16 protein-coding genes are annotated in these 13,240 nt (G+C 59.3%); 9 read left to right on the forward strand and 7 right to left on the reverse strand.

Annotated elements, in window-relative coordinates; all coding sequences use genetic code 11:
- Positions 1 to 3: 3 nt before the first annotated feature.
- Genes ATHL_RS14815 through mnhG form a run of 5 tightly spaced genes read left to right on the forward strand, consistent with a single transcriptional unit; the run spans position 4 to position 3,041 of the window.
- Complete coding sequence (locus ATHL_RS14815; RefSeq protein WP_062195494.1) at positions 4 to 399, forward strand: sodium:proton antiporter; 396 nt, start codon at positions 4 to 6, stop codon at positions 397 to 399.
- On the forward strand, positions 396 to 1,892 hold the full coding sequence (locus ATHL_RS14820) for a Na+/H+ antiporter subunit D (RefSeq protein ID WP_062195495.1): 1,497 nt from the start codon (positions 396 to 398) through the stop codon (positions 1,890 to 1,892). The genes ATHL_RS14815 and ATHL_RS14820 overlap by 4 nt, the downstream gene beginning before the upstream one ends.
- Positions 1,889 to 2,362 (forward strand): Na+/H+ antiporter subunit E, encoded by a 474-nt coding sequence (locus tag ATHL_RS14825; protein WP_174233930.1) that lies wholly within the window; start codon positions 1,889 to 1,891, stop codon positions 2,360 to 2,362. Before ATHL_RS14820 ends, ATHL_RS14825 begins: the two co-directional genes overlap by 4 nt.
- On the forward strand, positions 2,359 to 2,622 hold the full coding sequence (locus ATHL_RS14830) for a monovalent cation/H+ antiporter complex subunit F (protein ID WP_201797991.1): 264 nt from the start codon (positions 2,359 to 2,361) through the stop codon (positions 2,620 to 2,622). The genes ATHL_RS14825 and ATHL_RS14830 overlap by 4 nt, the downstream gene beginning before the upstream one ends.
- Positions 2,623 to 2,624: 2 nt before the next feature.
- The gene (gene mnhG / locus ATHL_RS14835; RefSeq protein WP_062195497.1) at positions 2,625 to 3,041 is read left to right on the forward strand and encodes a monovalent cation/H(+) antiporter subunit G; all 417 of its coding nucleotides are present in this window, start codon (positions 2,625 to 2,627) and stop codon (positions 3,039 to 3,041) included.
- On the opposite strand, the gene ATHL_RS14840 is transcribed toward mnhG, so the two are convergent.
- Together ATHL_RS14840 and ATHL_RS14845 are read right to left on the reverse strand one after the other, a co-directional pair.
- A complete protein-coding gene (locus ATHL_RS14840; RefSeq protein WP_062195499.1) occupies positions 3,038 to 4,150 on the reverse strand; it encodes an NAD/NADP-dependent octopine/nopaline dehydrogenase family protein in 1,113 nt (370 codons plus the stop codon). The genes mnhG and ATHL_RS14840 overlap by 4 nt on opposite strands.
- Before the next feature lie 57 nt (positions 4,151 to 4,207).
- Positions 4,208 to 5,836, reverse strand: coding sequence for a cobalamin B12-binding domain-containing protein (locus tag ATHL_RS14845; RefSeq protein ID WP_062195500.1), 1,629 nt, complete (start codon positions 5,834 to 5,836; stop codon positions 4,208 to 4,210).
- A 179-nt stretch (positions 5,837 to 6,015) separates the two neighbouring features.
- On the opposite strand from ATHL_RS14845, the gene ATHL_RS14850 reads away from it, so the two are divergent.
- Together ATHL_RS14850 and ATHL_RS14855 are read left to right on the forward strand one after the other, a co-directional pair.
- On the forward strand, positions 6,016 to 6,453 hold the full coding sequence (locus ATHL_RS14850) for a CBS domain-containing protein (RefSeq protein ID WP_162787735.1): 438 nt from the start codon (positions 6,016 to 6,018) through the stop codon (positions 6,451 to 6,453).
- Positions 6,454 to 6,460: 7 nt separating this feature from the next.
- On the forward strand, positions 6,461 to 7,750 hold the full coding sequence (locus ATHL_RS14855) for an ArsB/NhaD family transporter (RefSeq protein WP_062195502.1): 1,290 nt from the start codon (positions 6,461 to 6,463) through the stop codon (positions 7,748 to 7,750).
- Positions 7,751 to 7,801: 51 nt separating this feature from the next.
- Here the strand turns inward: ATHL_RS14855 and ATHL_RS14860 are convergent, their stop codons facing one another.
- On the reverse strand, positions 7,802 to 8,818 hold the full coding sequence (locus ATHL_RS14860; RefSeq protein ID WP_062195504.1) for a LacI family DNA-binding transcriptional regulator: 1,017 nt from the start codon (positions 8,816 to 8,818) through the stop codon (positions 7,802 to 7,804).
- A gap of 92 nt (positions 8,819 to 8,910) precedes the next feature.
- Here ATHL_RS14860 and ATHL_RS14865 point away from each other — a divergent pair, with 92 nt between their 5' ends.
- The gene (locus ATHL_RS14865; protein WP_062195505.1) at positions 8,911 to 9,684 is read left to right on the forward strand and encodes a class I SAM-dependent DNA methyltransferase; all 774 of its coding nucleotides are present in this window, start codon (positions 8,911 to 8,913) and stop codon (positions 9,682 to 9,684) included.
- Here the strand turns inward: ATHL_RS14865 and folK are convergent.
- Genes folK through folE form a run of 4 tightly spaced genes read right to left on the reverse strand, consistent with a single transcriptional unit; the run spans position 9,681 to position 11,940 of the window.
- Positions 9,681 to 10,175: a 2-amino-4-hydroxy-6-hydroxymethyldihydropteridine diphosphokinase gene (gene folK, locus ATHL_RS14870; RefSeq protein WP_062195507.1), complete on the reverse strand. Its 495-nt coding sequence runs from the start codon at positions 10,173 to 10,175 to the stop codon at positions 9,681 to 9,683. The two genes, ATHL_RS14865 and folK, sit on opposite strands and share 4 nt — an antisense overlap.
- Complete coding sequence (gene folB, locus ATHL_RS14875; protein WP_062195508.1) at positions 10,172 to 10,534, reverse strand: dihydroneopterin aldolase; 363 nt, start codon at positions 10,532 to 10,534, stop codon at positions 10,172 to 10,174. The genes folK and folB overlap by 4 nt, the downstream gene beginning before the upstream one ends.
- 10 nt (positions 10,535 to 10,544) lie before the next feature.
- Positions 10,545 to 11,282: an SDR family oxidoreductase gene (locus tag ATHL_RS14880; RefSeq protein WP_162787736.1), complete on the reverse strand. Its 738-nt coding sequence runs from the start codon at positions 11,280 to 11,282 to the stop codon at positions 10,545 to 10,547.
- A complete protein-coding gene (folE, locus tag ATHL_RS14885) occupies positions 11,275 to 11,940 on the reverse strand; it encodes a GTP cyclohydrolase I FolE (protein WP_062195510.1) in 666 nt (221 codons plus the stop codon). Before folE ends, ATHL_RS14880 begins: the two co-directional genes overlap by 8 nt.
- 329 nt (positions 11,941 to 12,269) lie before the next feature.
- Between folE and ATHL_RS14890 the strand changes: the two genes are divergently transcribed.
- The gene (locus tag ATHL_RS14890; protein WP_062195511.1) at positions 12,270 to 13,208 is read left to right on the forward strand and encodes a carbohydrate kinase family protein; all 939 of its coding nucleotides are present in this window, start codon (positions 12,270 to 12,272) and stop codon (positions 13,206 to 13,208) included.
- Positions 13,209 to 13,240: the final 32 nt, after the last annotated feature.

Consider the following 13,240-nt stretch of genomic DNA (forward strand, 5'->3'; position numbering starts at 1 on the left):
GCCATGAACATCCTGATTGCCCTGGCCACTGGCGCCCTTTTTACAGGAGGTCTCTATATGATGATGCGCCGCAGCCTTGTTCGGGTGCTGGTGGGCATCCTCCTGCTTGGCAACGCCATCAACCTCACCATCTTTGCCGCGGGGAGACTCGTGGCGTTCACCCCTCCCATCATCGCACCCGGCCAGTCGCGCCCCCCTGATGGTGTAGCCGACCCCCTCACCCAGGCTCTCATCCTGACGGCCATCGTCATCAGTTTTGGCATCACCGCCTTTGCCGTGGCCCTGGTACGCCAGACGTACTCACAGACCGGCACCGATGATCTCGACCTGCTGCGCTGCACCGATGTACCCTGCCCCCCCGAACCGGACTGGGAAGAGCCTCAGGAGGGAAACTCATGAATCTGGCAGTCATGGCCCCCATCCTTCTACCACTGACCAGTGCCATCCTGGCACTGGCGGCCTGGCGTGCCCCAGGCCTCCAGCGCTGGGCCGCCGTAGCTGGCACCTTCCTTCAGTTCGGCGCAGCACTGGCTCTGTTGAACCGCGTCAACCAGTCAGGCATCCAGACGTTCCAGGTTGGTTCCTGGCCAGCCCCTTTTGGCATTACTCTGGCCGTCGATCTCTTTGGGGCCATCATGCTGGCTGTTTCAGGGCTGGTTGGCCTGAGCGTGGCTCTTTATGCCCTGAACGGAATCGACGATGAACGGGTCGCTTACGGCTTCTACCCCCTGTTTCATATCCTGCTCATGGGAGTCAATGGCGCCTTTGCCACTGGAGACCTCTTCAACCTCTATGTATGGTTTGAAGTAATGCTGATGGCCTCCTTCGTCCTCATGGCACTTGGCGGTACACGCGCTCAGCTGGAGGGTTCGGTGAAATATGTGGTACTGAACCTGCTGGCTTCTTCGTTGTTCCTCTCGGCTACCGGCCTGCTCTACGGCCTCACGGGCACCCTCAACCTGGCGCAACTGGCGCTGGTTCTCCCGGAGACCCAGCCCCACGGCCTGACCCTTGCCCTTTCCATGCTCTACCTGGTGGCTTTTGGCATCAAGGCCGCCATCTTCCCCCTCTTTTTCTGGCTTCCGGCCTCCTACCACACACCGCCCGTGGCAGTGACGGCTCTGTTCTCAGGACTGCTGACCAAAGTGGGGGCTTATGCCATGCTCCGGGTGTTCACCCTCATCTTCCGCACCGATCCGATCTTCACCAACACCCTTTTCCTGGTTCTCGCGGGGCTCACCATGGTCACCGGGGTGCTCGGCGCCGCGGCCCAGTGGGACTTCCGCCGACTGCTTTCCTTTCACATCATCAGCCAGATTGGCTACCTGGTGATGGGGCTCGGGTTGGCCAGCCAGGCGGCCCTGGCAGGCGCCATCTATTTCATGGTGCATGTCATCCTTGCCAAAACAGCCCTCTTCCTCATCGCCGGAATCGTGGAACGCCTGCGCGGGAGCTTTGATTTGCACCAGCTGGGAGGGCTGTACCGTTCTCAACCATGGCTGGCGCTGGGTTTTGCCCTCCCGGCACTGGCGCTGGCCGGTTTGCCGCCCTTCTCAGGGTTCTTTGCCAAGCTGATGCTGGTGCGCGCCGGGTTAGAAGCAGGGCAGTACATCATCGTCTTCACGGCCCTGGGAGTGAGTCTGCTCACCCTCTTCTCCATGAGCAAGGTTTGGGGTGAGGTCTTCTGGAAGCCCGCCGCCATGGAACCGGCTGCTGTGGCAGACCGGGGCGGTGTTCCAGTCTGGATGATTTTACCCACCGCACTGCTGGTGGTGGGTGGTCTTTTGCTGGGTCTCTTTGCCGAGCCTGCCATCCAGTGGAGTCACCAGGCGGCCTTCCAGTTGCTCCACCCTGACCTCTACATCCAGGCTGTGCTGGGAGGGTTGCCATGACCATTTTTCTCCTCAATGTACTCCTGGCAGTGGCATGGGGAGCGCTGATCGGCGACTTCAGCCCCATCAACCTGGCCTTCGGCTTCGCCCTGAGCTACCTGACGCTGTGGGTGGTGCTGAAAGAACGCCAACGGCCAGCTTACTTCCGCCGCTTTCCGCTTGCGATAGAGTTTATTTTCTTCTTTCTCAAGGAACTGACACTGGCGAACCTGCGCATGGCGCGCACGGTGCTTGCCCCGCGATTACCTCTACGTCCGGCAGTGGTGAGCATTCCAGTCGAGTTGCAAAGCGATGCCGCCATCGCCTTGCTGATGAACCTCCTCACCCTCACCCCGGGTACCCTCTCACTGGACATCTCCGGTGACCGAAAGACCCTTTTCGTCCATACCGTCTGGCTGGAAAACGAAGAAGACTTCCGCCGTGAAATCAAAGAAGGATTCGAGCGGCGGGTCAGGGAGTTGTTCGAATGATGGTTGAAATACTCTGGATGCTAACCCTTTTTCTCCTCAGCACAGCTCTGGTGCTCGGGTTTCTCCGCCTGGCACGCGGGCCGCGCCTGCCCGACCGGGTCATTGCCCTCGATTTAATCACCATCATCGTCATGGGCTTCATCATCGTCACCGCGGTGCGCACCCGGCAAACCGCTTTTCTGGATGCCGCGATTGTGCTCGCCCTGATCTCTTTCCTCGGAACGGTGGCTTTTGCTTACGCCATCGAAAGGAGAGTATGAGCATGTCTGAATGGATCATCGCGCTGGTGATGTTTGGCGGAGCTTTCTTCATCTTCCTGGCGTCGGTGGGCATTCTGCGCATGCCCGATCTCTTCCTGCGCATGTCGGCGACTTCCAAAGCGGCCACCCTCGGTGCCGGACTGATGCTCGGTGCCACCGCTCTGGCTTTTGGCGAATTCAGCGTGGCCACACGCGCTCTTGCCACGATTGTGTTTTTGTTGATCACCACCCCGGTTGCGGCCCACATGATCGCCCGCGCAGCCTACTTTGACGGCGTGCCGCTTTTTCCGGGCACCCTCTTGGATGAACTGCGCGGGCATTACCATCTTACCAACCACACGCTTGACAGTGTGGTGCAGGATAGCACCGACACCTGGATCCCCGAAATCGAAGGGGATGATTTTCCTGAAGTGCGCTAGGCGGTCTCCAGCACGCCATTCGTCACGTAATTTAACAGCTCATGACTGCTCAGATCAGCGATGCCCAGCTTTTCCACCGTGCGGCCCTTACGCCAGTAATCAGTGCGGTGGATGATGCACGCCAGGCGGATGATGGCGTCCATTCCACGGACTGAGACCCCAAACCGCTGCCCCAGAGAAGCAATCGGCACCAGGCTCATGGGCACATCCTCAAAGATATAACGGTGGTTGAGGGTGGGCGGCGCTTTGATGCCGTAGTAGCCCGGCTGATTGTGGATGGCCTCGTTGAGGTCTTCTCCCTGCGTATCATAGGCCAGCTTCAGCCATTCCAGCGCCGTGCGGGCTCGAATGCCCAGTGAAGCCGCCACCGTAACCCGCTCCCGATCAAGCGCCTCAAGCACCCGCGCCACAGAGGGGGTAACCCCGTCAATGTAAAACTGATAATCTCCATGCGTGGCTTCGATCCATCCCGCGTTGAGCAGCGCCAGAGCCGGATGAAAGATCGCCCCCATATTGTTCAGCCCCGTCTGCAAGACATTGCCGCCATCGATGAATTGAGGGTAAGCCACGTGGATCATTTCCAGCACCTGCTCGTTGCGTACCGAGGGAAGCGCCGCCAGCGGCACCGCCTCTTTAACCCGGAAAATCCGCGCCTGAGCCGGGCCATCGGAGCGCGAAGCGTAAATGAAGGTTTCCGTTTCGGCGATGGTCACATCAGCCTGACAGCCCTGATCGCGCAGTACCTTGTGGAACTCAATCGCCCCACAGGTGCGCCCGGGATGGAGCACCACCATCTGCCCGTCTTTCAGGTGGGGAGCCAGGCCACGTGCCAGGTCAGCATGTGCTGAAGAAGGCACCACCACCATGATCATATCGGCGTGCTGCGTGGCCTCCTCGAAACTGGACGTGACACATGCCAGTTTTCCAAACCCGCGCAGTTCAGAGTCTGGCGCCTCCAGATCGATCCCCCCACGCCGCGCAATCGCCGCAACATGCTCGTAGGTACGGTTATACAGGGTCACTTCAAAACCCATCAGCGCCAGATGGGCAGCCATGGCTTTGCCGCCGTGCCCGGCGCCTACTACGGTGAACTTTGGATTCTGGTTCATAGATTCTCCCTCCCGGAAAAGAAATGGAAAGCAGAAAGCCGCCGCCTGGGCAGGCGGTCACTGGAGAAAGGATGCAAGGCGTTCAGCCTCACTCAACGGGCGGCCCATTTCATCGACCGCCAGACAGGCCCCATTGACGATCTGCGTACGAACGGCCCCGCGCGCAAAGGGGTTGTTGCGCAATTGCGGGGCATCCAGAATGCCCGATTGCACTGCACGCGCCAGGCAGGCGGGGTCGGCCAGAGGATCCCGGCTTTCTGACCCGGCCAGATTGACCATGGCCTGCAAGGTGATATGCGCCTCACGCACAAGCTCATCTTTCCGCGCCACCACACGCGGGTCGGCAGTCATATCGGGGGCGCCTTGCAGGGCATTTTCGATCGAACGGCGCGCCAGCCCGCAGGCCTCGATGACATCCTCGGCCGTAGCCGCATGGTGAGCTTCTGTGTGACCCACCACGTGAACAATATGCGGGTGCAATGCCATTTGCAGGTAAACACTGGCCACCAGGTGGGCACGGGCGGCCACAGGATCAAGTGGATAGCTGAGCAGACCGGTGCGCGTTTGCCGCCAGATGCGGAATTCCGGCCCCTCCAGCGGGGCAATCAGTTCGAGCACGGCCAGCATCTTGGCCAGGTCCATCGCATCCGAAAGCCCTGGCGGGCTGTTGAACATGAGTTGAGCGATATAATCCTTCACGCCAAAAGCGCGCGCGTTGTATGCCGCAAGGTAGGCCGAAACGACAAACACAACATCGGGGGCATCGCGCATACCCCAGTGGTGCGGTTCATTTAACTCCACCGGGATTCCCCTTGCCCCGTACCAGGCCATTACCTGCTGGTGTTCGCGAATCGAACCTTCCAGATCCCACGGCCCGCGGCCATCCATCTGATTGAACCAGAAGAGCGGAATGGCACACCAGGCAATGTGAATGGTTTCAAGGTACATTTCTGCCAGCCGGATGAAGTCATCCGTGCCCGAATAGGTGCGCAACAACGGGAAGTTCCCCCTTCGGCTGGCCTGATAAAGCAGGCGGTAATCGTCAGCAGAGCGCACCGGCACACCACCCGCACCCCGCCGCCGCACATCCTGGCGTTCAGGGTGGAAAAAATTTTCCTGAGCATCCTGGTCAATGCCCAGCGAGATGACATCCAGCGCACGCGCCTCGGCAATCCGAGCGATTCCGGCGCGCGTTTCTTCCAGATCGGGCAGGCCAAAATGGTGGCGCAGAAGAGGGAAGGGAGCCTTCCAGGCAATGCGCTCGACGGTGGTCTGCGGATAATCGGACTCTTCCTGCCCTACCTGAGACTGCCCTTTGAGGTACGCCAGCACTTCCTCAGCCGAGTCGTGCCCATCAAAGACACGTTCAAAAAAACCCATGCGGGCGGCCCTTTCGGCCACCGGGGGGGTGCCGCCAAAAGCGAAGCGCACCCCGCGCTCGCGTAAATCATCGGCGGCCTCAGCAAACTGCGCCAGGAGGCGCTCGCCGGTCTCGGGGGTGAGGCGATATGATACCCCTACCAGGTCAGCCTGCTCACGACGGGCAGCGTTGAGCACTTCTTCTACCGGAACCGCCGGCCCCAGGAAGATCGTACGCCACCCTGCCGATTCGGCCAGCCGAAGGAAATTCATCACTCCCGCCACATGCACGCACTCTCCGAGTGCGGCAGCCACCACCGTTTTCATCACCATCCTCCTGTCTGGTTTTCCTTTTTTTCCAAAACGTTTTGGAAACCTTCCCCATTATACCGCGTTTTTCACCGTCTCAACCCTCCGCTTCGGTTAAAGGTTGCCGCGTCTCTTCTCCCCGGGCTTTAGACGTATAATTTTTAAAGCGGAGGCAGGATATGAAAATAAGTGCCTGTATGAAACGCAAGGTCATCTCCATCCCGGCTCACGCCACTCTGCGCGAAGCGGCAGCCCGGCTTGTCGCCCATCACATCGGTATGCTGCCCGTCGTTGATGAAGCGATGCACCCGGTGGGTGTGGTGGCGTTGAAAGATTTGCTCAACCTGAGCATGCCCGATTTCGTCCGCCTGGTAGAGCACCTGGATTTCGTCCATGAGTTTGGCGCGGTAGAATCCTTCATCCCCGATGCCGCAACCCTCGCCCGCCCCGTGAAAGACTACATGCGCCCGGTGACCACGGTTAAAGAAGAGTGCGGCCTTCTGCGTGCCTTCGCCATCATGCTGAAACACGATCTGCACGACCTGCCCGTGGTTGATGAGCAGGGCAGGCTCACCGGCATTGCCTCTCGCGTAGATATTGGCACGGCCATTCTGGCCACCTGGTCGCATGGATGACCCACCCATGACCGCCATCCTCCTCTCCTCGGCGATTTTTATCGCCAGCCTGGTGCTCATCTTCACCGAAAAAGTCAACCGCGTCATCGTCGGGCTGGGCGGAGCAACGCTGATGATGATTGCCGGAAGGATTTTTAATTTTTACACCGAGGAACAGGCTATCGGCGCCATCGACTGGAACACCCTCGGCCTGCTGACAGGCATGATGGTTCTGGTCTCACTTCTTGAGCCTACGGGGGTCTTTCAGTTCCTCGCCGTCTGGGCGGGGCGGGTCTCACGGGGGCGCCCTTTTCTCCTCCTCGTGCTTCTGGGCAGCGTCACCACCGTGCTCTCCATGGTGCTGGACAACGTCACCACGGTGGTATTGATCGCCCCGATCACCATTCTCATCTGCGAGGTACTTGGGATCAGCGCCACCCCTTACCTGCTCTCTGAAGCCCTGCTTTCGAACACCGGCGGTGTGGCCACCCTCGTAGGCGATCCACCTAACGTGCTGGTCGCTTCAGCCGCCCATTTTTCGTTCACCACCTTCCTCACCCACGCTCTGCCCGTGGTCATCCTGGCGTGGATGGCCGCTTTATTCCTCCTGCGCTTTCTCTTTCGGGCTGAACTCTCTCAAACCCCGCCAGCCCGTGAAGCCATACTCGGGCTTGATCCATACGAGGCTCTCGATGATCCGCGCTCTGCCCGCCGCGGGCTGGTCGTTCTGGCAGGGGCCATTTTGCTCTTTTTCTTCGAAAGCCAGCTTGAGGTAAGTACTGCGTTTATCGCCATGGGAGCCGCCGCCGCAGGGCTGGCCTGGATTCGCCCTCCCGTCGCCGAAACGCTTAAGCGCATCGAATGGAGTGTGCTGGTTTTCTTTGCGGCGCTGTTCATCATGGTGGGCGGGTTAGAACACGCCGGAGTGTTCAACCTGCTCATCCAGGCCCTGCTGGGCATTCAAAAATTCCCTCCAGTGCTGCTTGGGGTTCTGTTGATCTGGGTTGTGGCTATCCTCTCCGCTGTGGTGGATAACGTCCCTATCACCATTGCGCTCATCCCGGTGATCCTGGGGCTGGGAGAGGCGGGCATGCAAATTAACGCCCTGTGGTGGGCGCTGGTCTTTGGCGCCGGGTTCGGGGGCAACGCCACCATTATTGGCTCATCGGCCAACATCGTCGTGGCCACCCTCTCTGAGCGGACACGCGCCCCCATCACCGGGCCCCTATGGTTAAAACGCGGCCTCCCCGTGATGCTTCTCACCTGCACCGTTGCTTCAATCTTTTTTGCGCTGGCGTACCCGCTCTTTAACCGCTAATCACTGCCGCCCGATCTCTGGCCCGCATGGCCCCGCCGGGTTTACCCGCCCTCACCCCCGCGTCGACGCACGAATGATCAGCTCTGGCTGAATAACGATCACCTGTTGTTCCACAGGGAGCCGGTTAACTGCCGTGTGGAGCAGGGCACACACCTGCCGGCCAATCTCGTAAGCCGGACGGGCAACGGTGGTCAACGGCGGATGGGTATATTCGGTCTCTTTGAGTCCATCAAACCCGGATATCGCCAGTTCACTCCCGATGGAAAATTGAAGTTCTCGCGCCGCCCGCAGGGCGCCCAGAGCGGTGAGATCATTACAGCACACCAGCGCGGTCGGTGGTTGTGGCAGGCGAAGCAGATTCAGAGCAGCGCGATAACCACCCGCTTCGGTCAGGTCACCCTCTACCACCAGCTGGGGGTTCCATGCAATCCTCGCCCGGGCCAGAACGTCTCGATACCCGGCCTGCCGCTCGCGATCCAGAAGCAGGTAAGCCGGCCCCCCGATATAGGCAATCCGCCGGTGCCCCTGTTCAATCAGATGCGCAACCAGCTCTTCCATGGCCCGGCGATCCTGCACTTCGACACGAGGCGCAGGAATTTCACCGCTGGCAACAGGGCTCACCACGGCAAACGGAATGCGATTCTGAGTCAGATACGCCACCCGCCAGTCTTCCATCCGCAGGCGGTTGAGCACAAAACCATCCACCCGCCGGGTCTGCACCCAGTGATGGTACTGACGTTTTTCCTGTTCACTTCCCGGAGCGGCGGAAGAAATGACCAGATCCACCTGACGGGTAGATGCCTCATCACACAGGCCGGTGATGAAATGCACCGAATACGGGTCAGAAAATTGAGACGGCCCGGAAGGCAAAATATACCCCAGCGCCCCCGCCTGGCGGCGGCGGAGTTGCCGTGCAGCATAACTGGGCTCATAACCCAGCTCGCGTGCTGCCGCGATCACCCGCTGGCGAGTTTCTTCCGAAACATCCGTATAACCATCCAGTGCCCGCGAGACGGTGGTGATGGAGAGGTTTAAATGACGCGCCAGATCACGAATGGTTACCGGCATGGCTCAACCCGGGTTCCATGTACCCTGAAAAACCTGTTGATCATTGCTTTAGCGCAACGCACCTTTCCTGCCCATTCATTATACTTTGGCTTATGTATGATCAATTGAGTTCCGTCTACGATCACTTTGTAAACTGGGCATCTCGCCTTGCCTTTGAGATGCCCTTCCTCCTTGAACAGCTTCAACCCCTGGGGTCACTCGAAAGGCCGCTCAACATTCTGGATGCCGCCTGCGGCACAGGAATGCACGCCATCGAACTGGCCCGCCGGGGGGGCCGGGCGGCGGGCGCCGACCTGAGCGAGAAGATGATCGCCCGGGCGCGCCTCAACGCCGCGCAGGCCGGGGTAAGGGTGGACTTCCGCCCGGCAGGGTTCGGGGGTTTGCAGGCCGCCTTTGACGATGTGCTCCCCATGGATGCTCTCCTCTGCCTGGGGAATTCCCTCCCCCATGTACTCTCCCGGCCAGAGCTCCACACCACCCTGACCGACTTCGCCACCTGTCTGCGGCCAGGGGGGCTGCTGCTCATCCAGAACCGGAATTTCGATGCCGTGCTTAACCACCGCCAGCGCTGGATGGAACCTCAGGCGTATACGGAAGGAGATGCCGAATGGATTTTCCTGCGGTTTTACGATTTCGAAGCCGATGGGACGATCACCTTCAATCTCCTCACCCTGCACCGGATCGGAAGAGAACCCTGGATTCAGCAGACGAACGCCACCTGCCTTTACCCCTGGCGGCGAGATGAACTGGAAACCGCCCTGCGCGAGGCTGGCTTCACTTCGATAGCGGTCTTCGGAGGGATGGATGGCTCTCCCTTTGATAGCTCAACCAGCGGCAACCTGGTGCTCGTCGTCAGGCGGGGTTAGGCCGTTCCACCTGTCAGAGGCACATCTTTGCGATGGTCAAGCCGCGCGTCGGTTCGCAGCCGGTGTGCGGCCTCCTGAAGTGTCTCTCCCCCCGGCCCGGTCAGCGGGTAGGGCCATACCTCAGCTACCGGCACTGCCACATGCACCCATTCCCAGATTCGCGGTTCAAGCACCTGTTCTCCCCACAGCACCAGGTCAATATCGATCGTCCGTGGAGCGTTTTTATCCTCACTGCGCACCCGACCCATTTGAGCTTCCAGCGGTCGGAGAACCCCTCTTTTAATCTCCTCCGGGCTGAGGGCAGTACGGATGCGCATCGCCGCATTGAGGAAGGGTGGGCCTGCCGAGCCAACCGCCGGTGTCTGCCACACACGTGAAACCCCCTCCACCACAAAAAAGCCGTGCAACTGCCGCACGGCCAGAGGAAGGTAATATTCAGGCTGGATGTTCGATCCAAGCAGCAAACAGGCCGGTTGTTCCACCGGAATCATGCAAAATCCTCCCGGGTGCGCTCAATTTCAACCCCCACCGAACGCGAAAACCGCACCGCACCGGGCTTTTCTACCCGCACGATCACCCGCTGTACTCTGGGGTCTTCCAGGCATAGTTTGGCCAGGTCTGCCGCCAGCGCCTCCACCGTAAAGCGCGCCGCGCTCTCGGCGTGCGCGAGGGCTCGTTTGGCAATCGTCCGATAGCTCACCGAGTCGTCCAGGCAGTCACTTTCACCCGCCGCACGCAGATCAACCAGCAGGGTGATGTTAATGAGAATCTCCTGTGACTTCTCACGCTCCGAATCATTAACCCCGATAATGCCGCGGGCCACCAGATCGCGAATGAAGATTTTATCCATCCTGCCTCCATTAAATCAAATGTCTGCCGCCATCCACATGGAGAATTTCTCCCGTGATATACGCGGGGCCACCCAGCAGAAAAAGCAGCGCCTCTTCCACCTCTTTCAATTCTGCCCAGCGCCCTGCAGGCACCCGCGCCAGCAAATCTCCGGCATCTTCACCGCTGGCGGAGGGTAGAATGGCCCCCAGCGCCAGACCATTGACGGTAATGCGCGGTGCAAGCGCCACAGCAAGCGAACGTGTCAGAGCGGCCAGCGCGGCCTTGCTAACCGAATACGGAAAGTGATCACCCCCCGGGCGCAGGGCGCGCCAGTCGAGCAGGTTGACATTACGGCCGGTTTTCTCTTCGGGCAAGCGACGGGCAAACTCCTGGCTGAGCAGAAAGGGTGCAGTCAGGTGAATCATCAGGTTGCGGTTCCAGTCCTCAAGCGTGGTAGAGCACCAGTCAAGCGCCTCAAAGACCGAGGCGTTGTTGACCAGCCCATCCAGCGGACGCCACTGCCACACCTGCTCAAGAAGCCGCCTCACCTGCGAGGGGTCATTCAGATCGGCCTGGAAGAGTGCCGCAGTGCTTTCCAGGGTTTCGATTTCCTTTTTTAGGCTCTCAGCCTCATCGCGCGATGTGCCGTAATGAACCGCAACATGCGCCCCGGCGCGGGCACAGGCGAGGGCTAAAGCACGCCCCACCCGCCGCGCCGCGCCGGTGATCAGGATCGTCTTCCCCCGCAGTGTTATCGGCTCAGTCACGGTGGTAGGCCCGGTTGACCTGATCGAGGAATTCCTGCCGCAACGCGCGGTCTTCTTTGAATGCTCCCAGGAAGGTGCTGGTGGTCATGTTCGTTTCGGGCTTTTTCACCCCGCGCATCATCGCGCACATGTGCGAACCTTCCACCACCACAGCCACGCCGCGGGCATCCAGCGTATCCATCAAGAAATGGGCGATCTCGGCAGTCATCCGTTCCTGCACCTGCAGACGGCGGGCGTACATCTCAACCACCCGCGGGATTTTACTCAACCCGATCACCCGACCGTTGGGGATATACGCCACATGCGCCCGCCCAAAGAACGGCAGTAAATGGTGTTCACAGAGGCTGTAATACTCAATATCCTTCACGAGCACCATTTCGTCGTAATCCACGTCGAAAAGCGCACCGTTAATGAGTTTCTCCGGGTCGGTATGATACCCGGCGGTAAGCTCTTCCCACATACGGGCAACTCGCTCCGGTGTTTTCAACAGGCCATCGCGTTCGGGGTCTTCACCGATCGCCAGAAGCAGTTCACGGGTAGCATCTTCGATGACCGGCTTATTCACCGCAAGCGGTTCGGGAGCCAGAATAAATTCCGGGATAGCCTGCGCTACCTCGGGTAGAATACGTTTCCGCGGATTGTTTTTGTTACCGTTCATGATGATCCTCCATAGAGCTTCATGCGCCCCATCTACCGGTAAGTATTCAGGAGCGGTTGTTTGTTTATGCGATCAACATTATACCCTTCAGATCGAGTTGTGTCAGCATTGTACAATCTGTGTATAATGTTTACTGGGCATCAATCTACACATAAATTAGATAAAAATTGGCGCAAAACGTTACCAGGAAGGCTTCTCTCAAACCTCCCCCTACCGCTTCCGGCCTTTCTCTTCAGTAGACCCATGATAGAATAGCCCTATCCCGGAGCGACAGCGGCCTCCAGCACCGGCAGTTTCCGGCATCCTCTCTTTTTCACAGGCAGGTCAACGTGGAAACCAGACGTTTCGATATTATTACTTTTGGCGATCTCTGTGTCGACCTTATCTTAAGCGGCGCTGATGTCACCCCTCAGTTTGGCCAGGTAGAAAAACTGATTGAAGACTACACCCTCGAAATGGGCGGATCATGCTCGATCTTCGCCTGTCAGGCTTCCCGCCTGGGATTGCGTACCGCTCTGCTGGGGCGGGTCGGAGCAGATAGCTTCGGGCAGCTGGTGCTCAACCGCCTGAATGAAGCGGGGGTTACTACAAGTTACGTCTCAATCGACTCCTCCCTGAAAACCGGCCTGAGCCTTGCCTTTTGCCCTCCTGGCGACCGCGCGATCCTGACCTACCCCGGTTCGATCCATGCCCTTACCCCATCCGACGTCAGCGATGAATTCCTCTCCTCAGCGCGCCATTTGCACCATGGCAGTCATTATTTGCACACCGGTTTGCTCCCGGTAATGCCAGAAATTTTCCGGCGCGCCAGAACCCTGGGGTTGAGCATCTCTCTGGACACCAACTGGGACCCTGCCGAGACCTGGAACGGCAACCTGCCCCAGTTGTTATCCATGACCGACCTTTTCATGCCCAACGACCAGGAAGCCCTGCGCATCAGCCGAAAACCGACCCTCGATGAAGCCGCCGAAACCTTTTTGAATTTTGGCGTACAGGCGGTGGTCATTAAAGAAGGCGCACGGGGCGCGCGCGTCTACACGCGCGATACTTTTATCCAGCGCCCCGTTCAACCGGTGAGCGGCGGAGACAGCATCGGCGCGGGAGACAGTTTTGACGCCGGATTCCTCGCCGGATGGTTGCGCGGCCTGCCCCTGGAGCAGTGCCTGCAAATTGCCATGGCCTGCGGGCGTTCTGTGGCCAGTAAAATCGGCGGCGTAGCCGGACAGTTACGCTGGGAAGAAATCACCCGCTCCCTCTCCCTCCCATAACCGGCGATCTGCGCTTTCGCTAAACCTGTTCC

Origin of the sequence: Anaerolinea thermolimosa, from assembly GCF_001050195.2 — a bacterium.
In the GTDB taxonomy this organism is placed as follows: Bacteria; Chloroflexota; Anaerolineae; order Anaerolineales; family Anaerolineaceae; genus Anaerolinea; species Anaerolinea thermolimosa.